Below are 25,024 nucleotides of genomic sequence, written 5' to 3'. Positions count from 1 at the left end.
AAATGAATCAGTCCTCGCAGTTCGCGAGCGTTGCCAGCGTTCACCAGGTACGCTTACGTTATGGAGATGTCCTGGCTCTGGATGGAATTGACCTGGAGATTCCTGCAGGACAAATGACCGGCCTGATTGGTCCGGATGGAGTCGGTAAGTCCAGCCTTTTGGCATTACTGGCTGGCGTTCGCGTCATCCAAGAAGGCTGTGTCGCCGTGTTGGGCGCAGATATGGCCAGCAAGGCCCATCGCAAGCAGGTATGCCCGCGCATCGCCTACATGCCGCAGGGACTGGGCAAAAACCTGTATCCGACGCTCTCGGTCGAGGAGAATCTGCAATTCTTCGCGCGCCTGTTCGGTCATGGCGCCGCAGAGCGCCGCCAGCGGATCGATGAGCTCACCCAGGCCACTGGCCTGTTCAAATTCCTGGAGCGCCCGGCAGGCAAGCTGTCCGGGGGCATGAAGCAAAAACTCGGCCTGTGCTGCGCGCTGATTCATGACCCGGATTTTCTGATTCTCGATGAGCCGACGACTGGCGTGGACCCGCTGGCGCGCGCGCAGTTCTGGGATCTGATTGACCGTATCCGCGCCGATCGCCCCGGCATGAGCGTGATTGTGGCCACGGCCTACATGGATGAGGCCCAGCGCTTCGACTGGCTGGCCGCCATCGACGACGGCAAGGTCCTCGCCACCGGCACGCCGAAGGAATTGCTGGCAAGAACAGGCAGCCCGAACCTGGAAGAGGCATTCATCCGCCTGCTCCCGGAAGAGAAAAAGCGTGGGCACCAGGCGGTGGTCATTCCTCCGCTGCCTGATGACGGAGCGGATGACATTGCCATCGAAGCCCAGGAGCTCACTATGCGCTTCGGCGACTTCGTCGCTGTCGACAGTGTCTCCTTCCGTATCCGGCGCGGTGAGATCTTCGGCTTCCTCGGTTCCAACGGGTGCGGCAAGTCCACGACCATGAAGATGCTCACCGGCCTGCTGCCGGCGAGCGAGGGCCGGGCCTGGCTGTTCGGCCACGAAGTCGATCCGCATGACCTGGACACCCGCCGCCGCGTCGGCTACATGTCCCAAGCGTTCTCGCTCTACAGCGAAATCACGGTACGCCAGAACCTGGAGTTGCACGCCAAGCTCTTCAGTGTGTCCCCGGAGGACATTCCTGCTCGCGTCGATGAGATGGTGGAGCGCTTCGGGCTGGTGGACGTCATCGACAGCCTGCCGGCCAGTCTGCCTCTGGGCATACGCCAACGCCTGTCGCTGGCGGTCGCCATGGTGCACAAGCCAGAACTGCTGATTCTGGACGAACCGACTTCGGGCGTCGACCCGGTGGCGCGCGATGCGTTCTGGCGACTGCTCATCGAGCTGTCGCGGCGTGACCGGGTGACGGTCTTCATTTCCACCCACTTCATGAACGAGGCAGAGCGCTGCGACCGCATGTCGATGATGCATGCGGGCAAGGTGCTCGACAGCGACGTGCCCGCCAGACTGGTCGAGAAGCGCGGCGCCAAAACCCTTGAAGAGGCCTTCATCGGCTACCTCGTCGAAGCCGAGGGCGGCACGGCGGCGCCGGCCAGCCAGCCCGGGGCCGCCGATCACGAGGAGCAACCATCGGCGGCGCCCGCTGAACACGGCGGGCACGGCTCTGGCGGTTTCAGTCTGCAGCGAATGTTCAGCTATCTGTGGCGCGAGACGCTGGAATTGCAGCGGGACCCGGTACGCGCCACGCTGGCGCTGGGCGGTTCGCTGCTGCTGATGTTCGTGATCGGCTTCGGCATCACCATGGACGTCGAGGACCTGAGCTATGCGGTGCTCGATCGCGACCAGACCACGCTTAGCCAGAACTACACGCTGAACTTGGCCGGATCGCGCTACTTCACCGAGCACGCGCCGATCATCGACTACGAGGACCTTGATCGACGCATGCGCAACGGCGAACTGTCGCTGGCCATTGAGATCCCCCCTGGCTTCTCTCGCGATGTGTTGCGAGGCCAGAACGTGCAGATAGGTGCCTGGATCGACGGCGCCATGCCGCAACGCGCGGAAACCGTCCAGGGCTACGTTCAGGGCATGCACCAGCACTGGCTGCTCGTACAGGCCAGCGAACGCAGCGGTGCCAGCGCCGCAGGAAATGCGAGCGTCGAGACACGCTTTCGCTACAACCCCGATGTCAAGAGCCTGCCGGCCATGGTGCCGGCGGTGATCCCTCTGCTGCTGCTCATGCTGCCGGCCATGCTGACTGCGCTGGCGGTGGTGCGCGAGAAAGAAACCGGGTCGATCACCAATCTGTACGTGACGCCGGTCACGCGCATCGAGTTCCTGCTTGGCAAGCAACTGCCCTATGTCGGTCTGGCCATGGTGAACTTCCTGCTGATGAGCCTGCTCGCGGTCACCGTCTTCGGTGTGCCGGTCACGGGCAGCTTCTTCACCCTGTCGCTGGCCGCGCTGATCTTCTCCTTCGCCGCGACAGGCATGGGGCTGCTGGCCTCGGCCGTCACGCGCAGCCAGATCGCCGCCATGTTCTTTGCCATGATCGGCACCATCATTCCGGCCACCCAGTTCGCCGGCCTGAGGGATCCCGTGTCCTCGCTTGAAGGCTCCAGCAAGTTCATCGGCGAGATCTACCCCGCCACGCACATGATCTCCATCAGCCGTGGCGTGTTCAACAAATCACTCGGCCTGGCCGACCTGACGGGGCCGCTGTGGTCGATGCTCATTTCGGTTCCGGTCATTCTCGGCGTGGCTGTTTTGCTACTCAAGAAGCAGGAGCGTTGAGATGCGCAGAAGAAACCTGGCCAACATCTACGACCTTGGTGTCAAGGAGCTGTGGAGTCTTTGGCGCGATCCGATGATGCTTGTGCTCATCGTCTATGTGTTCACCGCGTCGGTCTACACCAAGGCCACGTCCATGCCGGAGACGCTGCACAACGCGCCCATCGCCATCGTCGACGAGGATAATTCGGCGCTGTCCCAGCGGGTTGCCTCGGCCTTCTACCCCCCGCAGTTCACGCCACCGGCCATGATCGACTATGGGGACGTGGACCCGGGCATGGACGCGGGGCTGTACACCTTCGCTCTGGTCATTCCGCCCAACTTCCAGCGCGACGTGCTGGCGGGGCGATCGCCTGCCGTGCAGCTCAATGTCGACGCCACCCGCATGAGCCAGGCCTTCACCGGCAGTGGCTATATCCAGCAGATCTTCACCGGCGAAGTCAATGAGTTCGTCAAGCGTTACCGCGGCACCGACGCGCCACCCGTGGATCTGGCATTGCGCGCCCGCTTCAACCCCGCGCTCGACAAGGCCTGGTTCGGCTCGGTGGTGCAGATCATCAACCACATCACGCTGTTGTCCATCATCCTGACCGGCGCAGCGCTGATCCGGGAGCGCGAGCACGGCACCATCGAGCACCTGCTGGTGATGCCGGTTACACCCGCGCAGATCATGCTCTCCAAGGTCTGGTCGATGGCCCTGGTCGTGCTGATCGCCTCCTTCCTGTCCCTCAATCTCATGGTGCGCGGCGTCCTGGGCGTTCCCGTCGAGGGTTCCATTGCGCTGTTCTTCGCCGGCGCGGCGCTCAGCCTGTTCGCCACCACCTCGATGGGCATCTTCATCGCCACCCTGGCGCGCAACATGCCCCAATTCGGCATGTTGATGATGCTCACCATCATGCCGCTGCAGATGCTATCCGGCGGCGACACGCCCCGCGAGAGCATGCCCGAGATCGTGCAGAACATCATGCTGATCGCACCCACCACCCATTTCGTGGAGCTGAGCCAGGCCATCCTTTACCGGGACGCGGGCCTGGAGACGGTATGGCAGCCGTTCCTGGCGCTGGCCCTGATCGGCACGGTGCTGTTTTTCCTGTCGTTGGCACGCTTTCGCAAAACGATCGGCCAGATGGCCTGATCGTTTGATCGCCTCAGCCGGCCTGAGGAAATAGCCGCACTGGTGGCAATTATCGCCAGCGAGTCTGCAGGGTTTATGACCTGCAGTAATGCCTCGATGCCTGGCAGCGTCCCGCTATTGGCTGTCACCCCCTTGAGCCGACTTGTCAGCAACTTGACCACCCCTATGGAGGAAACACCATGCAGTACTCATTCTCTGGCCGCGTAGCCCTGGTCACCGGTGCGGGGTCTGGCATTGGCGAGGCCATCGCTCGGCTTCTTGCGAGCAACGGCCTGAATGTCGTCGTCTCGGATGTCAGCGCCGACAATGCGCAGCGCGTCACCAGCCTCATCAATGCCGAGGGTGGCCATGCCGTGGCCAATGTGGCCAACGTGGCACGCATCGATGACGTTGAGGCTGCAGTGGCTTGCGCGGTCGATACATTCGGAGTCCTTCACTTTGCTGTCAACAACGCCGGTATTGGTGGCGGCCAGAGCCCGGTAGGGGAACTGGACCCTGCCGCCTGGAGTCGGGTGATCGATGTCAACCTGAATGGCGTGTTCTATGGCCTACGCCATCAGATTCCTGCCATCCTGCGCTCCGGGGGCGGAGCCATTGTCAATATCTCCTCCATCCTGGGGGTGGTAGGTGACGCAGCGAGCCCCGCATACGTCGCAGCCAAGCATGCTGTGACCGGTCTGACCCGGTCGGCAGCGCTGGCTTATGCGCCCAAGGGAATCCGGATCAATTCGATCCACCCTGGCTACGTGCTTACACCCATCCTGGATTTCCTGGATCAATCGGCCCTCCAAGAGATCGCTGGTCTGCATCCAATCGGTCGCCTGGGTACATCGGACGAAATTGCCCATGCCGTAGCGTTTCTGCTATCGGAAGGAAGCAGCTTCGTTGCGGGCGCCCAGCTCATCGCGGATGGCGGCTACACTGCGCGGTAGGTCTGACGGCGATGAGACTACAGACATTCCACACGCCGCGCTCCATGCCGAACAGGTATTTCCGCATGGGAGGGGAGAGTGCGCGATGACGATTGATGCCTTCCATGGTTTCACGCTCGCCATCCTGCTTTTGTTCGTGGGCAAGGGCTTGGTTGCGCGTTGGAGCATTTTGCGCAGATACAGTATTCCGGAAGCCTTGGTGGGCGGGTTAGCCTGCGCCTTCGTTGTCTTCATCCTGCACTACGGGATGGGGATCACGCTCAGTTTCGATCTCGAAGCGCGTAATGCGCTGCTGCTGTATTTCTTTGCGGGCATTGGCCTGAGTACCGACGCCCGCACGCTGCGCCATGGTGGGCGGCCCTTGCTGATCCTGTCGGGGTTGGCCATCGGGTTCATGGTGCTGCAGAACCTGGCCGGGATGGAGATGGCACGCGCCTTCGGCCTGGATCCGCGCGCCGGGCTGATGGTGGGATCGATTTCCCTGACCGGAGGCGTGGGCACCACCTTGGCCTGGTCCGATCACTTCGTTCAAAACCTCGGCATTGCGCAAGCGCAGGAACTGGGATTGGCAGCGAACATGATCGGCCTGATCGCGGCCTGCACCATCGGTGGCCCGATCGCAAGCCTGCTGATGCGCAGGCATCGGCTGCAAGCCTCCGGCGACAGCGCTTTGGAGATTGGTACGCTACATAGCGATGAGCAGCATGCCCAACTGGACTATTACGGAGTGCTGCTGGCATTGCTCTGGCTCAACTTCGCCTTGATGCTGGGATATGGAATCAATGCCTTGGTCGCGTACACCCCCGTCACGCTGCCTGACTTTGTAGGCTGCCTACTGGCGGGAATCTTACTTCGTATGATCGGCGACTGGGTGAGGCCTAATGGGCACGGGCGCTTATGGAACTGGCCGAGCATGCAGCCAGGTCTCGCCCTGATCTCCGACATATCATTGGGCCTGTTTCTGACTATGGCGTTGATGGGGCTGCGGCTTTGGGAGCTGCAACCGGTGCTTGGATTCATCACGGTGGCAATGCTGGTGCAAACTTTTCTGGTTATCGCATTTGTTCTTCTGGTTGTGTTTCGGGCAATGGGTAAGGATTACCAGGCTGCAGTGATGTGCTCAGGCTTCGGCGGAATCGCGTTAGGGTCCACTGCCACCGCAATCGTCAACATGACGGCGGTCACTCGGGAGCATGGCGCTGCACGGGAGGCGTTCATCGTGGTGCCGTTGGTATGTGGGTTGGTCATCGATATTGCGAACGCACTGATAATCAGCCTGATGGCCGGTTAGGCAAAAATCGTGGAAGAGGAAGTCATCGACCCCGGTTTACTTCGTAGCCTGGTTCGAGACCTTAATAAGTTCATAGCGGGCGCGCTTGCCGTCACCACTTACGACTCTTGTGCCAGACCTTCCGTTGAGAATTGCCAAGAAATCTTCGAACTTGCCACAAATACCGCCAACTTCGGCGACGGTCAGTTTAGGTATGGGTTCGGCGCTGGCCGTGCCGAAATCACGGTGGATGGCATACACGTCGGTGAGTAGCAGCGGCATGAATGTTCGCTTTGCGACCATACCGAGTACCAATAGCTTGTTCCGATCTCATCCAAAGGGGGCTCATCGAACGGTCACTCTTTTGCGGAACAAATACGTTGTTCCGTTGAATGGGCGAGGGGTCGTGAAATCAGTCGCTGGTTTTTTGCGGACAGGGTGCGATTTTCTGCCAACCAGTTAAACCTTCCGCACCCGCCGGGGCCAGGCTTAATCGATGTAATGATTCGTATCCCAATGTTTCACCTTGCGAAGTGCGTTCCAGGATAGCGGTTGGGCAGCTATACAGACTTGCTCATAGCATATGAGCGGTTTCTTCTGTGATCACACTTTTTGTAATTGTTCTACAATACGGCGTTTCAGTGGATTAAGCCCCGTTGACATTGGGATAGCTTTAGCCGATAGTTAATGTACGGTTATTTTCCGTACATTATGGCTTCTAGGTTTAAGCCAGTAGTGCAGCATAATGGAAAACACCAAAACAGAGGTTCTGGCCGATTGGCCAGCCAGTTGAAAGAGGAACACCGCATGTCAAAGACAAGCGCGCGGCTGGATTTACGAATTGATCCGGCTATTAAAGAATTGGCGGCGCGCGCTTCAGCTCTGACCGGGAGTCACAGTCTCTCAGAGTTTGTCATCCAGGCAATCCGGGAGAAGTCGGTTCGCGTGATCGAGGAGGCTGAGGTGTATCGCCTGAACAGCCAGTCGTTTGATGCTTTTGTAGCAGCCTGCGAAGCAGCTCCAGCACCGAACGAGGCATTGCTGAGGGCGAAACGTCGCCGGAGTAAAAGGATGGAAAACGGTGACCTTGAGGTTAGAGCCATTAGATAAGAAGTCGCATGACCGGAAATCGTTTGATTGTGGGCTGGAACGGGTAAATGAGTTCCTTAGGCGAGAAGCTCGCAAGCAGATGGACAAGAAAATTAATCGCACCTGGGTGCTGGTGGATGATGAACCTACAAATGTGTTGCCAGTTCCGGTCCTGGGGTATTTCACCCTGACCAGCGCAACCGTAGTGCGTGATGAGCTGCCAGATCAGGAGACCCGTAGCCGATACCCGGCCTATCCCATTCCAGTGATCAAGCTTGCGTGGCTGGGTGTGGATAGCAAACTACACGGATCCGAGCACCGATACGGTGAAACGATAGTTCTTGAGGCGTTGGAAGAGGCGTATCGGATTGTTCAATACACTGGCATGGGAATAGCGGTTGTAACGGACCCTCTTACCCAGAGCAGTGATCGTTTTTTTAAGCGCTACGGCTTCCTGCCTATGGGAAGGCAATTCGGAGATCTGCAGTCGCTTTACTTGCCTATGGGTACAATTGGTCAGCTGATTGATCTTCCATCTTGAGAATGGTCGCAACCAGGAATTGTCGCCCGAACGAGCGTTCAAAGTTTTGGATAACGGGCCTGTAGTGAGATTTTGGTTCCATTCATAAAATGAATGCTCTCGCTGCCAGTCCGTCATCAGCATAAGGGGTATGAAGTCTGGCGGTGCTCTCAGGCAGGGCTGGAGCTCCTTTCCACATACCAAACCGCCGAGTCCGCGATCTCTGGCGGGTGAGTCAAGCCCCAAGAGAGCTGCAGGTGGCATTCTACCTAACCTTTATACAGTGCTGCCGCCCCTCTTAGCGCTGCCAATACCAATTGCTCGTCGTCACAAACGGACTGTTTCTTTAATTGTGCGAGAGCCAGTGCGCCAAGCCGAAAACTTTGTGAAATGGGCAGGGGTAGGGCGTATCCGGTGCCTGATCCTTGGCTTGCAGTCAGGTAAATCCTGCCGGGCTGGCGCTCAATCGTTATCCCCTTTGTTGGCCTCTTAAACTCGGCCTTGGGTAGATAGCCCAGACACACACAACAAAGAAGTGGTAGGTCGTCCTCGCCCAATTGGAGAACAATCTTCCTCTTCCATTCAACGCGTTCACCTTGGCGTGGTGCGACTTCCAAATTCAGTGCAGTCAGCGGCACGCCACCCTCTTGGGTGATGTAGGTCGCCTCTGCAGTGAGAGCCGCCTTTGAACCGAAACAGCGTACCTTTGCCTGGAGAGCAGGGTGTTCAGGCTTGACCGTCGACATAGCGATGAATGCTCAATGCTTGAATGACAGGTTCTGGCTCTATCTTGGATTCGCGCTGGAGTCGAACTGGAACCTCATTACGAAATGCTGGATTTTCACGCCAAGCCAACCTCGGGAGAGTCTCCTGCTGTGCAATAACTACTCCCGAAATCGGGCAACTCTTCCGGAGGACCTTGCCCGCCTCGCGATAGGCGTAGTTTGCTCGCAATTGATTCGGCAGAGTGATTCGGCGGACCAAAGGCTGATCGGGTGAACATTTTCGCCTCAGGACATCTACGGCGGTGTCTGCCAACTCCACATCGCGATCCCTGAGTCCTTCGGCAAGCGCCATGGCCTCATCAAAGCTGAGTTTCTGGATCCGGGCGTGACTGGTTGCCCAGGTCCAGGAGATTGAATCCAAATTACGAGGCATGATCCGGATCTGTCGGTAACACTCCCGCAGATCAAGCGTCTGAATTCCGGCACTTTTCAGAGCGTTCTTTAGCACCGTTTCTCGTGATACCCCGCGCTTCTCAAGGGAAAGGTTCCGGATTTTCAGAACAGTTTCCTTGAAGTGACTTTTAGCTGCATTTAGCTGCTCGACCGCCGACACTGTCGCATCTGAAGCACAAATAATGCCCGCTTCGTATTTCCTGTTGTGAGTATCGTCAATGGTCAGCCCAACCGCATCTATAATCGCAGCTCTGCGCGCATCCGCGGTATAGCGCTGTTTTTCAGTGGCGCCAAAAGTTGGGATATACACTTCAAAATTTCTGGCATGATCCGCTTCTGATAGCTTCTTTAGCCCCTCACAATGATCGACGAGGGATTGATAAGCAGTCGAAAGCTCCTCGATCAAGTCACGCGGGACAGGGACATCGCCAACATCAGAGTTCAACATGTTTTGGATCTCCCAATATCAGAGTACGGCACGGACACTATGTGAACACAAACAAAATCAAAGACCTGATTTATTATACCATATATTCCTGCAGACGAATCTCTTCATTAGCCAATACCAGACTCTGACGGTATCTTGGTTGCACCTAAGCAAAAGATCCTTGAGATTGCCTGAACTCACGAATTGGACACCATGACGAAACTTGCGATCCCACTAAGCCTTGAGACGTTACAAGAGATGGATAAAGACCGGACAAGACTCTCCGGCTTAACCAATGCTGAGCTGGCGGGTTTGTTTACCCTGTTTAAACTGGCCAACTCATCAAAACCCTTTAATGGCCCTGCGAGTGAACGTCTCCTTGCGGAAAGCCTCCAGCTGATTGGTGATTCTCAAGAGGCCAGATCAGAAATTGAGGACCTGGTACAGGATCGAGTGGAGCACTTTTCTGACCTGGCTCCGGGCAACAGCGACATGTTCTTTCTCATGTCAGTCTCGGACGTTGCCAACAAAAGTTACCTGGAACAAAAAAACCGATGGCGTTACGGTTGCTCGAAAGAGTTCAACCAGGTGTTCATCAAACGTAACATCCTAGGTCTGCAGCGGAATGTGTCACTGTCGACTGAGCACGACCGTTTGATTCGAGCCATCGAGGCCGAGCCGGACGAACCCATGGCCATTCAAGGCTTTGCCGGCGTGGGTAAGACTTACCTCATCACAACTCTTGCGGCCTCCTTGAGCGCCAAAGGTCTCTCTGTTGTAGCTCTGGCTCACACCCGTCAGCAACTCACAGCGCTCATGGAACGCACGCAAGCCGTTCGGGGATTGACGTTAGCGGAATTGCAGGAACGGCAACGATTCTGACGAAATCCTCCAAAAAGCCCGTTAACCATCTGTTTTACAAACCCTAAACTATCGCAGCCTGCTAAAGATCACTGTAGACATCTAACTTCTCCTTGCGCGATTGGCATTACTCGCAACTCTCAGGGATGATCAGGCCGAGACAATAGCGGGCTATTTAGCCAGGCTTGTTTGTAGTTGTTTCAACTGACCCTGGAGGACAGCTTTTTCCTGCAGTAATTCGCGATTCTGATCGTTGAGGAACTGGTTTCGGTCGTCAACCGCCGCCACGCGCTCTCTGAGGTCGGAGATCCGCTGCTGGCAGGCCGCGAGATGTTTTTCAGAATCCGTTAGGGCCGCACCAAGCTTCTCCCGGTGTTCGGCGTCGCTATCTCGCTCAAGCTGGAGGCGGTCGACTGTCGCTTCCAGCGTTTCTGTTCGCGTTGCCCATTGTGTTATGACGGCCTGGCTCGCGTGCAACTTTTCTTTCAAGTTTTCAGCGTGATCCTGACTGGCCTCATAGCGCTGGTTTATTTGGTCGCGATGTTGTCTCAGCGTGTCGCGGTCCTGTTCGCTGGAACGGAGCTGCTGCGTCAGCTGATCCACCTGACCCTCCAGTCCTGACTGGGTCCTGTGAAACTGATCCCGTTCATGACGGCGATCCTCGGCAATCTCCTGCTGGTAGTGCTCGAAATGGCTGCGGATATCGCGGTTTTCCTGCTTCATCTCTTGGACGGTTGCAGTGGTCTCACTGAGTTTCTCCTGACTTGCCTCCAGTTTGGACGTGAGTGAGGCCGCCCGGTGCTGTTCCTGTTGCAGAGCGTGGGCCTGGGCATCGCTTTCGTTGCGAAGCGCTTCATTGGCCTTCTCCAGTCCGCAGCGTTGCTCTTCCAGTGACTCGCACCGCTGCCGCACCTCTTCCAGCTCGGTGCGCCATTGCTGTTCCAGCGTCTGGTGCGCTTCGCGCTCCTGCGTAATACGTTCATCGGCCGCGTATTGAGCTCGCTCATGCAGGGCTTTCACGGCGGCCACCAAGTCAGCCGGGAGTCCGTTCAGATGCGCTGCGGCTTCGCTGCCTGTTTTCCAACGTTTCAGCATTGGCCCAAGCGTGCTGCGACTGCCGGTACCGAGTTCCGATCGCACCCGGTCGACAGTAGGCTCGTCACCGCGTTGGCGGACGCGTTGCGCAGCGTTGGCGACATCCTGGTAGGTAATTCCGGCGCGGGCCATGACATGCCTCATTTTTTTCATATAACGTGATATGTAATATTACGTTATTTATGAGATAATTAACAAAGTTAATTTAAGAAACATAACGCACGTTAAAGAGCATTAACGTGCGTTAGTGTGTGGTCTGTTCTATCCTGCCCCTGTAACGCCGGTACATCAGCGGCTCTTGAAAGCACGCCTCGAATTGGAGCGGTCATGGATCCAAAACCCACCGCCAGGTCCCCATTACGTAATGCGGACAAGACCGTGTTGGCCGATTCGGCTAATCGGTACATCCACATGGCCACCACCGACAACACGCGCCGGACCTACCGTGCGGCCATTCGCAGCTTTGAGCGCTGGGGCGGACGCCTCCCGACACAGCCGGCGACCCTGGCGGCCTACCTGTCCGATCAGGCCGCCGCGCTTAATCCTCGCACGCTGGATGTCTACCTGACAGCCCTGGGGCGCTGGCACCAGACTCAGGGATTGCGTGATCCCGCTAGGGACCCTGGCGTGCGCAAAACATTGGAAGGGATTCGTCGCGCCCATGGCCGGCCGAAACGGCAAGCCCGGGCGCTGCGCCTCGAACACATTGCGGCCTTCCTGCAAACGCTCCAGCAGCAGCCTGACTCGCTCAAGAAGCATCGCGACTGGGCCCTGCTGCAGGTCGGTTTTTTTGGGGCGTTTCGCCGCAGTGAATTGGTGACGATTGAGGTGAAGCACTTGTCGTGGGAGCCGGAAGGACTGGTGGTGACTCTGCCACGCTCCAAAACAGACCCTCACGGTGAAGGCCTGAAGCGGGCCCTGCCTCGGGGCAACGGACCGGTCTGCCCGGTCAGTGCCCTCGAAAACTGGCTACAGCATGCCGATATTCATGAAGGCCCCGTCTTTCGAGCCGTCAACCGCTGGGATCGGTTGCAACCCCACGCCCTCTCAGGCGGGTCGGTGAACCGTATCCTGAAGGCGCTCGGGGGAACCTGCGGCCTGGACTTCGTGCCGACCCTGAGCAGTCACAGCTTCCGGCGCGGTCTATCCACCGCCGCCGCGCGGGAGAAGGTCGACTTTGCGCAGATCAAGCGCCAGGGCGGCTGGAAGCATGACGGAACGGTGCGGGGCTACATCGAGGAAGGGCAGCAATTTACGGACAACGCCGCAAGCACTCTACTGACCAAAGTCGCCAGGTTGATCCGGGACACCGACTAATGGTTAGCGTGGTCGCGGCTGGCTACGCTGCCCGGAAGCACTCAGAGCACGATGGACAGGTATCTGTAGTGGCTCACAAAGCTAATCTGTCGGGCCCGCAATTACCCCGAGCAGTGGGACCACATTGGGTGAGAACGGGCACCCGGTTGGGCCCAGATTAGCTGCGAACCGGCTCACCTCTGATGCCAATGAGCTCGCAAACATCGACTTCGGCCCACGCTTTGTGAGAATTAGGGTTGGATGGCATGTGGCGGATTTTCCACGTTTGTCTGCCAACCCTCGAAATCAACCAGATACTCCAGACACTCAACAACCGGATACCCAAAAATACTAATAGTCAGGTTCTCAGCAGGGTTTTTTGCAGGTTGGTGGTGATCATAGGCGCGAGGCGTCTGGCCCGATCGGCGATGGTTCCGCTGAAGCGCTCGTCCACGGTGTCGAGAAACAGCGCTAACCATCTTTGAAAGTGCTGATGCTGCAAGGAGTGCCGGCTATGGAGCGCCTGGTGCCGGGCGATCATATTACGTCGGTACGCGTCATGCTCGCCGAGCAACATCTTCCGCCAGTAGGCGTAAATCTTTGGTTTGTGGCGGGGCAGATCGATGCCCTGGAACACCGGCGCCAGTACGTCGTCAGCCAAGACTTTTCCATAGAAGGCATCGACGAGTTCGGTTATGGCATCGGGCGAGTTCAGTTCACGCATGCGGAGGACACTCCAGCAATCAAGAGATGATCGCCACGGTTGTTTTGCACTTTACCCGTGATGATCATTGAAATAGCCCTGGGTGCCCTGTTGTGCCATGGCATCCACAATCCGCCCGACACCCTGGATATAGGCGGCTGTGCGTAAGGGTATGGCTTTCTCCTCCGCCAGGTTGAAACAGGCATTCGCTTCACGCTCAAGACGCTGCCTGAGTTGCTTTTCCACGGCTTCGCCTGACCAGTAATCGCCCATCCGGTTCTGAACCCATTCCAGATGGCTGACTATCACGCCGCCGGCATTGGCGATGATGTCAGGAATCACGGGGATATTACGATCCTGCAGGACGCGGTCACCGCCGGTGCTGATGGGGCCATTCGCGATCTCCATGATCGCCCTGGCCCGGACCCGGTCCGCGTTGGCGTCCGTTATCTGGTTTTCCAGCGCGGCCAACACCAGAACATCGACGTCCAGTTCCAGCAACTCATCGCCATTAAGGGGCTGCGTCTGCGCGGCGTCACACACGGAATCGTCGCAATAGACCATGCCCTTGAGTTCACGGGTACGGTTCTTGTGACGCAGGATGGGCCCAGGGTTCAATCCCTCTTCACTGTAGATGGCGCCCCGGGAGTCGGACAACGCGACAATATTGTAACCGGCATGGTGCGCCAGGCGCGCAAAATGCTGGCCAGCGTTACCGAATCCCTGGACAGCCACTCTCAGATCTCCCGGTTCCTGGTGCTGCCGTTTTACCCACAGGTCCAACACCTGCAACGCGCCTGCACCAGTGGCTTCCTCACGGCCGATGGAGCCTCCCAGTCCCAGGGGTTTACCGGTAATAACTCCAGGCACGTGCCGACGTTCGATCTGGGCGTATTCGTCCACCATCCAGCCCATGACAATGGCGTTAGTGTTGACGTCGGGGGCCGGAATATCGCGTTCGGGACCAATTACATCGTGAAAAGCACGGATATAGCTACGGGACAATCGCTCCAACTCCATACGGGAGAGGGTCTTCGGATCGACACAGATACCCCCTTTGGCACCACCAAACGGCAGGTCGACCGCAGCACACTTCAACGTCATCCAGAAACTCAGTGTCGCGACCTCATCCTCGGTGACATCGGGGTGGAAGCGAATGCCACCCTTGGTGGGTCCGCGGGTATCGTCGTACTGCACGCGCCAGGCGGGAAAGACACGCAGCGAGCCATCATCCATGCGCACCGATAAACTGGCCTGATGGATGCGTTTAGGTTGCCCCAGGCGGTGGCGACTATCGTCCGCCACCTCCAGCCACTCGTAAATGTCAGCCATTCGGGATTGGGCATCTTCGAGTAAGTGATGGGTATTGCTGCTCATGGTTACCTCAATGTCTCGATAGGGAAAGTTACTATGCTTTCAATTCTGACTTGATAAGTGGTGCTCGTTTCGAAAACCGGCAAAATGGCTGTAGCATTCAGTTATCCGTTCAGATTCAGCCGCTTCATGCTGTCGCGCAAGCCATTCCCGGCTGCCTTGCCTATCCCGCGCAGCGGGATAGTTTTTTGACATCCTTGGTAAAGGTTTGAGCACACAGCTTCAGATCCTCAACCACCGTCAGGTACGGAAACAGCTCATATTGCAATAGCACCTTTTATGAACTTGTTCGATAGACTAACCTTAAAGCCGTAGTCAACTACGGAGTCAAGGCAAATGTCGGAGGAAGCGAATTCATTTACCATCTGGAGCCTGGCCAAGGCGGCTAACGTCCCAGTCGAAACCATCCGCATCTCTTGTCCTCTAATTCAGTCATTGCATGAAGGTGTTGGGCAAAAGAGTCAAGAGGTAATCGAAGACTGACACGAACAGATACAGTGCGTGACGTTTAACTTATGCGCTGTGTCTTCAGTTCATCAAATGTGCTGAGCTACGCACCAATTAAAAACAATGCGTTAACTGGCGAGGCTGCTTCTTCTGTTCATGAAGCCTGTTCATATGCAGTGTTTGAGAATAAATCCATGAACCATTCCCTATAGTTTGGCTGCGGTAACTCAACCAAGCTTTCCGAGAACTGGAAACATCGACAACATCCATGACGTGAATAGAGTCATCTGGCCGGTGAGCACCAACACTCCCATGACAACGAGCAGCAGGCCTGCAAACGCTCTCAGCCATCGACTCCAGCGACTTAGCCAGCGTACTCGTTGGCGAAAGTGTTCAATGAACAGAGCGGTTGCGAGGAAGGGGAGAGCTAATCCCAGCGAATAAACCGCAAGATACAGCATGCCCGCTTCAGCACTGGCCTGTGTGGCACTGAGCGCCAATATGGCCCCGAGTATGGGGCCTATGCAGGGTGTCCAGCCAATGGCAAACGCTATGCCCAGCATAAATGAGGCAGTGGGGCGCCCACCTTCAAGTGACTGCCCAATACGCCAGTCCCTCTGTAAAGCCGGCAGGCTCCACCAGCCCAGCATAAACAACCCCATCAGCACGATGAGTACGCCAGCTACCCGGTTGGCCTCTTCACGATAAGCCATCAACCATTGCCCGAGGACACTGGCGCTTGCCCCCAAGGCAACAAAGATCAGACTGAACCCCATCACAAAACACAGGCTCAACCAGAACGCCTTCAATCGATTCGAAGCCTCGGTTAGAGCGCCTCCGGTAACGACCGACAGGTAGCCGGGAACCAAGGGTAAAGTGCAGGGTGAGAAGAACGACACGAGACCACCGGCAAACGCCGCGGCAATTCCCCAGGTTGGAAGATCAAGCATTTAGCCTCCTGGCATTTTGCCAGTAGCGCACTCCTGCCGGGTGATACTCCTCTGGTAAAAGAGCTGGCATAACGGCTGTGATAGCCACCAGGGCACCGTTACCGAATCCCTGGACCGCCACTCTCAGATCTCCCGGTTCCACGCTCTGCCTTTGTCAGCACTTGGGTACAGCCATTCAGCGCCGCCCTCTTAACGGCAATCGTATCCTGTATTTGCCGCTTTGCTGTGCGGCACTGCTGCTCATCCCCGTTGTCGAGCGAATGAACAAACTCGGCGATCTCCGGAAGCCCCAGGCCTGCCTCACGACAAGCCCCAATGAACTTCAGCCGTTCCAGACAGCGGTCATCAAACAAGCGAAAGCCCCCCGAGGTTTTTCCGCAGGCGTGCACCAGTCGCATATCCAGGTATGTCCGAATCTGAGGCACCGACAGACCACAGCGACGGGCCGCCTCGGAAATGACATAGCCTTGGCTTTGTGTTTCCGGCCCGCGTTCAACGTCAGGTTCCGCTATTAGGGTATTCACCGTCATGTCAGTCGCTCCCTGCTTTGTCGAGCAATTGCCGGGCAATACCCTGACCCAGTTCGAAACCTTCCTGGACAGCCACAATGCTTGCGTGCGGTTTGTCCCGGGACCACGCCTCCCCGGCAGATCGAGAAGCAAAAAAGTGGACATCGCAACAGAAGGCACTGCGAATGTCGCCCTCCGTGGCCACGGACACCAGCGAGAGAACCGCGTCTTCTGGCTGAAGCGAAAGCACCTCCTGTGGCGTGACCGTCAAGGTGACCGGCTTGTGGGTGTGGGGACAACGCGACCGAACCTGTGCGGGTTCGCCAATGACACTGGGAAACATCAAAGCGTCGAGTGCACACCAGGTGTAGAGCGGCTGATCGTTTACCACAAACGCATGCGGCGTTTCACGCAGGGTGATGCCGGAGCCGACCAGCCGTCCCTGACCGTCATACTCGACGGTTCCGCAAGGCAGCTGTTCCAGCACCTGCACCACCTGGTCCGTCGTCCAGTTGAGCGACGCTGCAAGCCGCTCAAGAGTGACCGAACGACCCTGGACCAGCTCACGCAATAGCGCCACATGAAGCGCGGCCTCCGCTTCTCTGGTCAGGCCCAGCCGATTCACGATTTCTCGCACATCATTCATGGGGCCTTGCCTTATCCCGCGCAGCAGGATAGTTGTTTGACATCCTTGGTAAAGGTTTGAGCGCACAGCTTCAGACCCTCAACCATCGTCAGGTACGGGAACAGCTCATCGGCAATCTCGTTGACGGTCATGCGGGCGCGTAGCGCCATCACCGCAGTCTGGATCAGTTCGCCGGCCTCACCCGCGACGGATTGCACACCCAGTAGCCGTCCACTTTCCCGTTCCGCGACCATTTTAATGAAGCCTCCGGTATCAAAGTTGACCAGGGCCCGTGGCACGTTGTCGAGGGTCAGGGTACGGCTGTCGGTGACGTAGCCTCTTGCCTCGGCGTCAGCTTCGGATAAACCGACGGTCGCAATCTGTGGCTCGGTAAAGACCACCTCCGGCATGGCACTGAGATCCAGGCGGGCATCGCCGCCGGTCATATTGACCGCTGCCCGACTGCCACCGGCAGCGGCGACATAAACGAACTGCGGCTGGTCGGTGCAGTCCCCAGCAGCATAGATGTCGGGCACGGTGGTACGCAGACAGTCATCGACTAAAATCGCCCCGCGTGCAGTCTCGACGCCGATAGCCTCCAGGTTCAGTCTGTCTGTGTTCGGTGTGCGTCCCACGGCCACCAGCAGCCGATCGGCCCGCAGTTCCCCCGCGTTCGTAGCGAGAACGAACTCCTCATTGGTATAGCGGATCTGGCTCGCCTGCGTGTTATTCAGAACCTTGATGCCCTCGGCCTGGAACGCGGTTTCAATGGCCTCGCCAACAGCCGGGTCTTCACGGGAAAACAGCCGGCTACGCGCCAGGATGGTCACCTCGCTGCCCAGCCGGGCAAACGCCTGTGCCAGCTCCACGGCCACGACGGACGCCCCGATGACAGTCAGCCGGTCTGGAATGGTGTCGCTGGCCAGTGCCGTGGTGGACGTCCAGTACGGCGTATCGGACAGGCCCGGAACCGGGGGGATGGTAGGCCGCGCACCGGTACCAATGAATGCTCTGTCAAAGCGTACTTCGCGTTCCGTGCCGTCGGCTCCCGTCACTGTCAGCGTATTGGCATCGGTAAAACGGGCCTCACCCTGCAGGACAGTGATCGCCGGATTGTCTTCGAGAATCCCCTCATATTTTGCGTGACGAAGTTCATCAACCCGGGCCTGCTGCTGGGACAGCAACCGGGGCCGGTTAATAGAAGGCTCGACCGCCGCAATGCCCTCGTCGAACGGACTGGTGCGGCGCAGATGGGCCACGTGAGCGGCGCGGATCATGATCTTCGAGGGCACGCAGCCGACATTGACGCAAGTGCCACCGATGGTGCCACGTTCGATCAGCGTTACCCGGGCTCCGCGTTCCGCCGACTTCAAAGCGGCGGCCATGGCTCCGCCGCCACTGCCAATCACAGCAATATGCAGGTTGTCGTTACTCATTCATGTGACTCCTTGGTAGATGGGCTATCGCAGCAGGCGTCGTATTTCTTTTTGCGCCATACGGCGTAGCAGGTCAGGCCGATAAAAATGGCGAGCGTGGGCAACAGCACGTAATCCAGGTAGCCGGTCAGTGCGGCCAGACCGACGGATCCGAGTAAAACCACCAGAATCGGCGTGAAGCAGCACAGCGCGACCACGACCGTGCCAATTGCACTCGCTCGCAACAGGGTCTTGGGATCTTTCATGGTTACTCGTTTGTCGTCCCGGTTTATTTCAGGGTGGACGGATAACCCGCGTTGGTGGTGGCCTGAGTCAGCGCCTCAACGGAGGTTTTCTCATCGTCAAAGGTAACCGTCGCATCACGTTCCTCATATCGGACATCCACAGCGCTCACGCCGTCGACCCGCTTTAGGGCAGCTTTAACCGTAATCGGGCAGGCCGAACAGGTCATGCCTGGAACGGACAAGGTCACCGTTTGTTGCGCCGCCAGGGCAGGCAGGCTGAACAGCGTAAACAGTACGGCAGCAATCAGGGACTTTTTCATGGTGTAGTGCCTCTCAGTCAATAGGGTGGATCAGGTTTCAGTAAAACAGCGGTAAGACGAAAGGGAACGCCAACGCCGTCAGTATCAGCAGCGCAACGATCCAGAACACGACTTTATAAGCAGTGCGCACTTGCGGTACCGCGCAGACTTCGCCCGGTTCGCAGTCCTGCGCGGGCCGGTATATCCGGCGCCAGGCAAACACCATGGCCACCAGCGCAGCACCAATGAACCACGGACGGTAGGGCTCCAGGGCGGCCAGGTTGCCGATCCAGGCACCGGAAACACCTAGGGCGATCAGGACCAGGGGACCCAGACAGCAGGCCGACGCGAGCAGCGCTGCAACCCCGCCTGCGATTAACGACCCGCGACCGGATTTTGACTCTGAATTCAACTCTGACATTGCGATTGCACCTTTTATGGCCTTGTTCGATAAGTTAAGCTTAAAGCCGTAGTCAACTACGGAGTCAAGGTGAATGTCGGATGAAATGAACTCATTGACCATCGGGGGGTTGGCTAAGGCGACGAACGTCTCAGTTGAGACCATCCGCTACTACCAGCGACGTGGGTTAATACCTGAGCCCCAGCGTCCTCTCGGGGGTATTCGGCGCTACGGTGCCAGCGATATTGGCAGGTTGAGCTTTGTGAAAACCTCGCAGCAGTTAGGCTTTAGTCTCGATGAGATACACGACTTGCTTCAATTGGATGATGGTACTCACTGCCTGGAAGCCAGCACTCTCGCGGAGCGTAAGTTGCACGACGTACGTGGGAAGCTCGAAAAGCTACAGCAAATTGAGGCTTTGCTGAGCGACATGGTTGATCGGTGCTGCGCCTACGAGGGCAATATCTCGTGCCCCTTAATTGCGTCATTACATGAAGGAGTTGGGCGAAAAGTCAGTACCTACCCTAGCCAGAGTGGGACCCCTGCCAAACCTCAGTGACAAAAGGGCGGAATAGCAACCACGCAGGCCCTCAGAATGTCCAGTGTGACCAGCAGAGTACGGCGGGGAAGTTTTTGGGTAACAGCCCCAAACAGAGGCGCTATTAGCACGTAGCGAGCGACGATCGGGACCGTGGCGTTCACGAAATAAGGGGCGGTTCCTTTGGTCTTGACGAATTGCTGCCTACTATAAGCAATGCCTCCTTCAAGAGCGAACGTACTGTGAGTTAACGCCTCTCACTGGAACCCCATAGCAAAGGACTGCGTATGAGTAGTCTCCATGAAACCGCCTATCCGCGATTGAAGGCGGAGGTCTCGGATCAAGAACTGGCAGAAATTTATACACCCTCTGCCCAGGAACGATCCTTTGCCCGAAAGCACGGTCGAACTCCGGCTGCTCGTGGCGCCCTGCTCATTCTCCTGAAAACAGTGCAGCGCCTGGGCTACTTTGTCCACCTCATAGCCGTTCCCCAATCCATTACAACGCACATTCTGGCGTGCGACGACCTTTCACATCTCGCAGCGAGCCAGCTCAGGGTCTACGACCGCAATGGCGGCGCCCGTCAGCGGATGTTGGACACGGTTCGTCAACAGGTGAACATCAAGGCGTTCACCGTTGAAGGCAAGGCAATTGTACGGGAACTGGCGCGTGAAGCGGCCACCACCAAGCAGGACCTGGCGGACATCATCAATGTGGTGATCGAAGAGCTGGTGCGCCAACGTTTTGAGCTACCGGGTTTTTCAACGCTGCAAAGGTCCGCGCGTCAGGCTCGCAGCACTGTTAATACCAGTTACTTCCGGACGCTCAATGCGGGTTTGACAGCGCATCAAAAAAACGAATTTGACCAGTTGCTGCACGTGCCGGACGATTCCCCTCACACCAGTTGGCATATGTTGAAACAAGAACCCAAAAAACCGACCAATACAGAAGTGAAGAAGTATCTTCAGCATCTGGAATGGCTTCAGGGCTGGTGTCAACGATTGCCCGCTGTTGATCACATTCCTGCCGGCAAGTATCACCACTTCATACTGGAAGCACGAGCGCTGGGCGCGGCCAACATCAAGGCCATGCAAAGCACCAAACGCTATGCCTTGATGGTTCTGCTGGTCCATGCCCAATTGCGTCGCGCGATGGACGATGCGGTCGACATCTTTGTCCGCAAGATGCGCAACATCAAGACCAAGGCAGAAGCCAACCTGAACCAATATCACCTGGATCATATGAAGCGCATGGACAAGCTGGTGGCTCAACTGCGTGACGTACTGACCGCCGTCCAGGAAGCGCCAACGGATTCTGAGCGAGGTGCCCGAGTGGCGGCTGCCATCCAGAGTGATCCTGATGAATTACTGGCCGAGTGTGAGGAACACATGGCCTATGCTGGCAATAACTTCATCCCGTTCATGCTGCAACCCTACCGCCCGTTACGCCCCCTGTTATTCAATTGCCTTGAACTACTGGATCTGGCGGCAACCAGCCACGATCAATCCTTGATTGAGGCGATTGCGACTCTGAAAAAGCACCGGCACAGCCGTAAGGAATGCCTTGTGCTCAGCACTCAACCCGTCGACGTGTCCTGGCTACCGGAGCGTTGGCGCCGTTTGGTATTGGGGGCGGGGCCAAGCCAGCTACCGCCCGGCATGGTCTACCGGAAGTATTTCGAGCTGGGCGTACTGACACAGGTGAAGCGTGAACTGATTTCCGGCGATCTCGCGGTCGCGAACAGCGACCAATACAGTGACTACCGCGATCAGCTGGTGGATTGGAGTGTCTATGATGCCCAGATAGCGGACTACAGCGCGATGATTGATATCGAATCCGACCCCGCCGCTTTTGTGGCACAAGCCCACTCCCGGTTGAGCGAAACGGCCGACCGCATTGACCGTGGCTTCCCGGAGAATGAATACGCCGTCTTCCATGGTGAAGAGCTGGTGATCCGGAAGCACCGTCGCCCAGCGCCTCCGGATGGGTTAGCTGAGATTGATAAACAGTTATCCCAGAATTTGCCCGAAAAGAATATTCTCGACATCCTGGTGGAAGCCGAAAACTGGCTGGGCCTCCACAAACGCTTTGGGCCACTTTCCGGATTTGAGGGCAAGCTGGACGACCCCCGTACCCGCTTTGTTTCGACCTTATTTTGCTATGGCTGCAATCTCGGGCCAACTCAGACCGCGCGATCCATCACGACGCTTAATCGCCGGCAGGTGTCCTGGCTCAACCTGCGGCACGTTACCGAAGAGCGCCTGGAGCAGGCGATTGTACAGGTTATCAATGCCTACAACCGCTACCGGCTGCCGCGACACTGGGGAACCGGCCAGCGGGCCGCCGCCGATGGCACAAAATGGAACCTGTACGAACAGAACCTGCTATCGGAATACCACATACGGTACGGTGGCTATGGCGGGGTGGGCTACTACCACGTCTCGGACAAATACATCGCGCTGTTCAGCCACTTCATTCCTTGCGGCGTTTATGAGGCCATTTATATCCTTGATGGGCTGATCAAAAACGACTCCAATATCCAGCCTGACACCCTGCATGGCGATACCCAGGCGCAAAGTGCGCCCGTCTTCGGGTTGGCTTATCTGCTGGGTATCAACCTCATGCCCCGAATCCGGAATCTGAAGCAACTGGTGTTCTACAAGCCCGATAAACGCCAGCGGTATGAGCACATCAATGCCTTATTCAGCGAAACCGTCAACTGGAAACTGATTGAAACACATGTACCCGACATGCTCCGGGTGGCGCTATCGATCAAGGCTGGCAAGATCGCACCCTCCACGATACTGCGGCGCTTGGGTACCGCAAGCCTCAAGAACAAACTCTACTTTGCTTTCCGGGAACTGGGGAGGGTTGTTCGGACGACCTTTCTTTTGGATTACATTGGCAACGTGGAGTTGCGGCGAACCATTCATGCGGAAACGAACAAAACGGAAGAATTCAACCAGTTCGTGAAATGGCTATTCTTCGGCGGCGAGGGGGTGATCGCCGAGAATATCCGCCACGAGCAACGGAAGGTGATCAAATATAACCATTTGGTGGCCAACCTGGTCATTCTTCACAATGTGGAGTCGATGACGTTGACTCTTAAAGCTCTCAAGGATCAAGGTCATCATATAGATCACGATATTCTCAAAGGGTTGGCCCCATACCGCACGGACCATATCAATCGATTCGGCGATTATACGCTTGATTTTGATCGGCAGGTTTCACCCATGAGCTACAATACAAAAATAATTTAAATCCAATAGGTTAGTGCACTTTCTGGAGGATTTCGTCAGAATCGTTGCCGACCCTCAGATTGATGCTCGACTGGTCGAGCGCCTGGGCAAAGGGACGCGCCTCGGTCGGCGCCTCTCCCTCACCAAATGTCGAGACAATAAAAATGTGGCGCCCGTATTGCTCCAGCGTCTCGGGTTCAATCTCCGCCAGATTTACCATATCGCACATGGATGAGTTGTGTTCATAGATCCGTGTTGCAAGGCCTTTTGCGGTGTCAGTCTGGCTGGCAAAGGCCAGAAGAATGCGCTCACCGTTGTGGAAACAGCGTTTTTCTCTGTCGGATGGGTCTGTCATTGCTACAAATATAGGGTGGAATCTCGCGCTTAGCCATATCCATTTGAACCTTTTAGACCGGGGCACCGTTCTTAACAGAACACTGGCGATCAACAGGGGGTTGAGCATGCGTATTCTCAAAAACAGCGTCTTGGTTTTGGCGACTACAGTTTCATGTGTTTTTGGGGATTCGCGCTTGGCGCCTCCAGCGCTGACGAGGTCAGAGCCAGCATGGACAAAAACGCTGCAAATCAGAAAGTTAGACTTAGTAGTACTCACCGTGGAAATTTAGCACTTACTGTTAAAAGTTTTAGTACTTACTGTGGTCGTCCACCAAACGCACAAAACAGTATTCAATCCCCAGCATCAAAGTGCGTATAATGTATATTATGTTAAATACGATACGGCATAGAGAAACCCTCACCAGTTTTTGGCGAATACCGCTCTAACCCAGTAGCTATGAGCTTTCCTGCAAAATCCATCGAAACTCGCCCTTCTGATTTCTGGTTTTCTACTAAAGAACATCAAAAAATATAAATGAAGCCAACACCGATCTCCGCTTCATAATCATTCCGAGATATTGGGCTATCTGAAACGTCACTCCCGTAAATTTCGTAAAGAGCTTCACCGAAGATCTGCCAGCTTTCGTTCAAGTAATTGCGATAGTTAACGTTGACTCCAGTTGATCTATACCCGCTATCAACATCGGTTTCTGGAAGACCGGAATCTAAGGCTTGCTGTGCGTTCACACCAAAGTCCCGGTTGGCTAACTTACCATCGTGGAAAGTGACAGCAGCGCCAATTTCCCAGCCAGTGCCGTTAGGTTGGCAACCCAAACACGTTCCTGCGCCGAAAATCCCTAGCGTACCGATTTCTCCTGTTAGTACACGGCCATCTAAAAAGTAACGCCAATCTTCTGCAAGCGCATGACGCACTTCCAACAGCACTGTCACCCCGGAATTCGATTCGCCTAACCCATCCAGTCTCCCATCGTCTGAATCACCCTCTTCACGGCCTTCTTCGTAGCCTACCGAGGCTTGAAACAACCAGGCATCCCTGGCCAATGCTCGCCATCCAATTGCTTCACCCGCCCAGAAAAAAATGTGGTCACCAGTTCGCCACTGAACACCTCCGGCCGGATCGATCTCAAGCTCAAATTCGTCCGAGCCCTCATAAGCAGTCTCATATTCAACGCCCAGCCCAAGCCCAACACCCCAACCGTCGCCATCTGTGAAATCGTCGATGGAAGGAAGCGGAACGAGAGGGGTTCTGGGCTCCGTCGCGTTTACCGATCCAAAACAGGAAAGAGCGCCTAAAAAAGTGGCGACTTGAAGGGCGATTTTGTTCATGGTTTTCCCCAACCAAGGAATAGGTGGCAACA

25 protein-coding genes are annotated in these 25,024 nt (G+C 56.6%); 10 read left to right on the top strand and 15 right to left on the bottom strand.

Annotated elements, in window-relative coordinates; translation table 11 throughout:
* The first annotated feature begins 2 nt into the window (after window positions 1-2).
* From rbbA to gltS, 4 genes are all read left to right on the top strand, one after another.
* Entirely contained in the window at window positions 3-2,765 is a 2,763-nt protein-coding gene (gene rbbA / locus AC13E3_RS06230; protein ID WP_288367486.1) for a ribosome-associated ATPase/putative transporter RbbA, read from the top strand.
* Between the two features lies 1 nt (window position 2,766).
* On the top strand, window positions 2,767-3,897 hold the full coding sequence (locus AC13E3_RS06225) for an ABC transporter permease (protein ID WP_075274410.1): 1,131 nt from the start codon (window positions 2,767-2,769) through the stop codon (window positions 3,895-3,897).
* Between the two features lie 179 nt (window positions 3,898-4,076).
* Window positions 4,077-4,829: an SDR family NAD(P)-dependent oxidoreductase gene (locus AC13E3_RS06220; protein ID WP_288367488.1), complete on the top strand. Its 753-nt coding sequence runs from the start codon at window positions 4,077-4,079 to the stop codon at window positions 4,827-4,829.
* 85 nt (window positions 4,830-4,914) lie between these two features.
* Window positions 4,915-6,120 carry a sodium/glutamate symporter gene (gltS, locus tag AC13E3_RS06215; protein ID WP_288367489.1) on the top strand — a complete coding sequence of 402 codons (1,206 nt, stop codon included), beginning with the start codon at window positions 4,915-4,917 and terminating at the stop codon, window positions 6,118-6,120.
* 36 nt (window positions 6,121-6,156) lie between these two features.
* On the opposite strand, the gene AC13E3_RS06210 is transcribed toward gltS, so the two are convergent.
* Window positions 6,157-6,381, bottom strand: a complete 225-nt coding sequence (locus AC13E3_RS06210) for a hypothetical protein (RefSeq protein WP_273134862.1) — start codon at window positions 6,379-6,381, stop codon at window positions 6,157-6,159.
* A 525-nt stretch (window positions 6,382-6,906) separates the two neighbouring features.
* On the opposite strand from AC13E3_RS06210, the gene AC13E3_RS06205 reads away from it, so the two are divergent.
* Both AC13E3_RS06205 and AC13E3_RS06200 read left to right on the top strand, forming a co-directional pair.
* Window positions 6,907-7,209 (top strand): type II toxin-antitoxin system TacA family antitoxin, encoded by a 303-nt coding sequence (locus AC13E3_RS06205; protein WP_072678555.1) that lies wholly within the window; start codon window positions 6,907-6,909, stop codon window positions 7,207-7,209.
* A gap of 79 nt (window positions 7,210-7,288) precedes the next feature.
* Window positions 7,289-7,729, top strand: coding sequence for an acetyltransferase (locus AC13E3_RS06200; RefSeq protein ID WP_228704081.1), 441 nt, complete (start codon window positions 7,289-7,291; stop codon window positions 7,727-7,729).
* Between the two features lie 248 nt (window positions 7,730-7,977).
* On the opposite strand, the gene AC13E3_RS06195 is transcribed toward AC13E3_RS06200, so the two are convergent.
* Both AC13E3_RS06195 and AC13E3_RS06190 read right to left on the bottom strand, forming a co-directional pair.
* Entirely contained in the window at window positions 7,978-8,454 is a 477-nt protein-coding gene (locus tag AC13E3_RS06195) for a hypothetical protein (RefSeq protein WP_482901827.1), read from the bottom strand.
* Window positions 8,435-9,334, bottom strand: coding sequence for a DNA replication terminus site-binding protein (locus tag AC13E3_RS06190; protein ID WP_058341907.1), 900 nt, complete (start codon window positions 9,332-9,334; stop codon window positions 8,435-8,437). Before AC13E3_RS06190 ends, AC13E3_RS06195 begins: the two co-directional genes overlap by 20 nt.
* Window positions 9,335-9,526: 192 nt before the next feature.
* Between AC13E3_RS06190 and AC13E3_RS06185 the strand changes: the two genes are divergently transcribed.
* A complete protein-coding gene (locus tag AC13E3_RS06185) occupies window positions 9,527-10,195 on the top strand; it encodes an AAA family ATPase (RefSeq protein WP_288367513.1) in 669 nt (222 codons plus the stop codon).
* A 150-nt stretch (window positions 10,196-10,345) separates the two neighbouring features.
* Here AC13E3_RS06185 and AC13E3_RS06180 read toward each other — a convergent pair whose 3' ends face one another.
* A complete protein-coding gene (locus AC13E3_RS06180; protein ID WP_202348823.1) occupies window positions 10,346-11,401 on the bottom strand; it encodes a DNA-binding protein in 1,056 nt (351 codons plus the stop codon).
* Between the two features lie 195 nt (window positions 11,402-11,596).
* Here AC13E3_RS06180 and AC13E3_RS06175 point away from each other — a divergent pair, with 195 nt between their 5' ends.
* Entirely contained in the window at window positions 11,597-12,586 is a 990-nt protein-coding gene (locus tag AC13E3_RS06175) for a site-specific integrase (protein WP_194855917.1), read from the top strand.
* A 337-nt stretch (window positions 12,587-12,923) separates the two neighbouring features.
* Here AC13E3_RS06175 and AC13E3_RS06170 read toward each other — a convergent pair whose 3' ends face one another.
* The 9 genes from AC13E3_RS06170 to merT form a co-directional block, all read right to left on the bottom strand.
* Window positions 12,924-13,289: a group III truncated hemoglobin gene (locus tag AC13E3_RS06170; RefSeq protein ID WP_194855916.1), complete on the bottom strand. Its 366-nt coding sequence runs from the start codon at window positions 13,287-13,289 to the stop codon at window positions 12,924-12,926.
* A 51-nt stretch (window positions 13,290-13,340) separates the two neighbouring features.
* Window positions 13,341-14,645: a Glu/Leu/Phe/Val family dehydrogenase gene (locus AC13E3_RS06165; RefSeq protein ID WP_288944747.1), complete on the bottom strand. Its 1,305-nt coding sequence runs from the start codon at window positions 14,643-14,645 to the stop codon at window positions 13,341-13,343.
* Window positions 14,646-15,316: 671 nt separating this feature from the next.
* The gene (locus AC13E3_RS06160) at window positions 15,317-16,039 is read right to left on the bottom strand and encodes a cytochrome c biogenesis CcdA family protein (protein WP_202348819.1); all 723 of its coding nucleotides are present in this window, start codon (window positions 16,037-16,039) and stop codon (window positions 15,317-15,319) included.
* Between the two features lie 98 nt (window positions 16,040-16,137).
* Window positions 16,138-16,569 carry a MerR family transcriptional regulator gene (locus tag AC13E3_RS06155; RefSeq protein ID WP_288944751.1) on the bottom strand — a complete coding sequence of 144 codons (432 nt, stop codon included), beginning with the start codon at window positions 16,567-16,569 and terminating at the stop codon, window positions 16,138-16,140.
* Window position 16,570: 1 nt separating this feature from the next.
* On the bottom strand, window positions 16,571-17,194 hold the full coding sequence (gene merB, locus AC13E3_RS06150) for an organomercurial lyase MerB (RefSeq protein ID WP_202348817.1): 624 nt from the start codon (window positions 17,192-17,194) through the stop codon (window positions 16,571-16,573).
* Window positions 17,195-17,205: 11 nt separating this feature from the next.
* Window positions 17,206-18,609 carry a mercury(II) reductase gene (gene merA / locus AC13E3_RS06145; RefSeq protein WP_202348816.1) on the bottom strand — a complete coding sequence of 468 codons (1,404 nt, stop codon included), beginning with the start codon at window positions 18,607-18,609 and terminating at the stop codon, window positions 17,206-17,208.
* A complete protein-coding gene (merF, locus tag AC13E3_RS06140; RefSeq protein WP_202348815.1) occupies window positions 18,606-18,854 on the bottom strand; it encodes a mercury resistance system transport protein MerF in 249 nt (82 codons plus the stop codon). Before merF ends, merA begins: the two co-directional genes overlap by 4 nt.
* A gap of 23 nt (window positions 18,855-18,877) precedes the next feature.
* Window positions 18,878-19,153 carry a mercury resistance system periplasmic binding protein MerP gene (gene merP, locus AC13E3_RS06135; RefSeq protein ID WP_202348814.1) on the bottom strand — a complete coding sequence of 92 codons (276 nt, stop codon included), beginning with the start codon at window positions 19,151-19,153 and terminating at the stop codon, window positions 18,878-18,880.
* 37 nt (window positions 19,154-19,190) lie between these two features.
* Window positions 19,191-19,553, bottom strand: a complete 363-nt coding sequence (gene merT, locus AC13E3_RS06130; protein WP_194855908.1) for a mercuric ion transporter MerT — start codon at window positions 19,551-19,553, stop codon at window positions 19,191-19,193.
* A 73-nt stretch (window positions 19,554-19,626) separates the two neighbouring features.
* Between merT and merR the strand changes: the two genes are divergently transcribed.
* Both merR and AC13E3_RS06120 read left to right on the top strand, forming a co-directional pair.
* Window positions 19,627-20,091, top strand: a complete 465-nt coding sequence (gene merR, locus AC13E3_RS06125; RefSeq protein WP_194855907.1) for an Hg(II)-responsive transcriptional regulator — start codon at window positions 19,627-19,629, stop codon at window positions 20,089-20,091.
* Between the two features lie 266 nt (window positions 20,092-20,357).
* A complete protein-coding gene (locus tag AC13E3_RS06120) occupies window positions 20,358-23,330 on the top strand; it encodes a Tn3 family transposase (RefSeq protein ID WP_202348813.1) in 2,973 nt (990 codons plus the stop codon).
* A gap of 10 nt (window positions 23,331-23,340) precedes the next feature.
* Here the strand turns inward: AC13E3_RS06120 and AC13E3_RS06115 are convergent, their stop codons facing one another.
* A complete protein-coding gene (locus tag AC13E3_RS06115; protein WP_288944283.1) occupies window positions 23,341-23,664 on the bottom strand; it encodes a flavodoxin domain-containing protein in 324 nt (107 codons plus the stop codon).
* A 503-nt stretch (window positions 23,665-24,167) separates the two neighbouring features.
* Complete coding sequence (locus AC13E3_RS06110) at window positions 24,168-24,992, bottom strand: MipA/OmpV family protein (protein ID WP_482901826.1); 825 nt, start codon at window positions 24,990-24,992, stop codon at window positions 24,168-24,170.
* Window positions 24,993-25,024: the final 32 nt, after the last annotated feature.

It is taken from the genome of Marinobacter sp. L-80 (assembly GCF_056859395.1).
The sequence above is the reverse complement of the archived record's forward strand: the minus strand, read 5'-3'. Positions and strand labels throughout refer to the sequence as shown.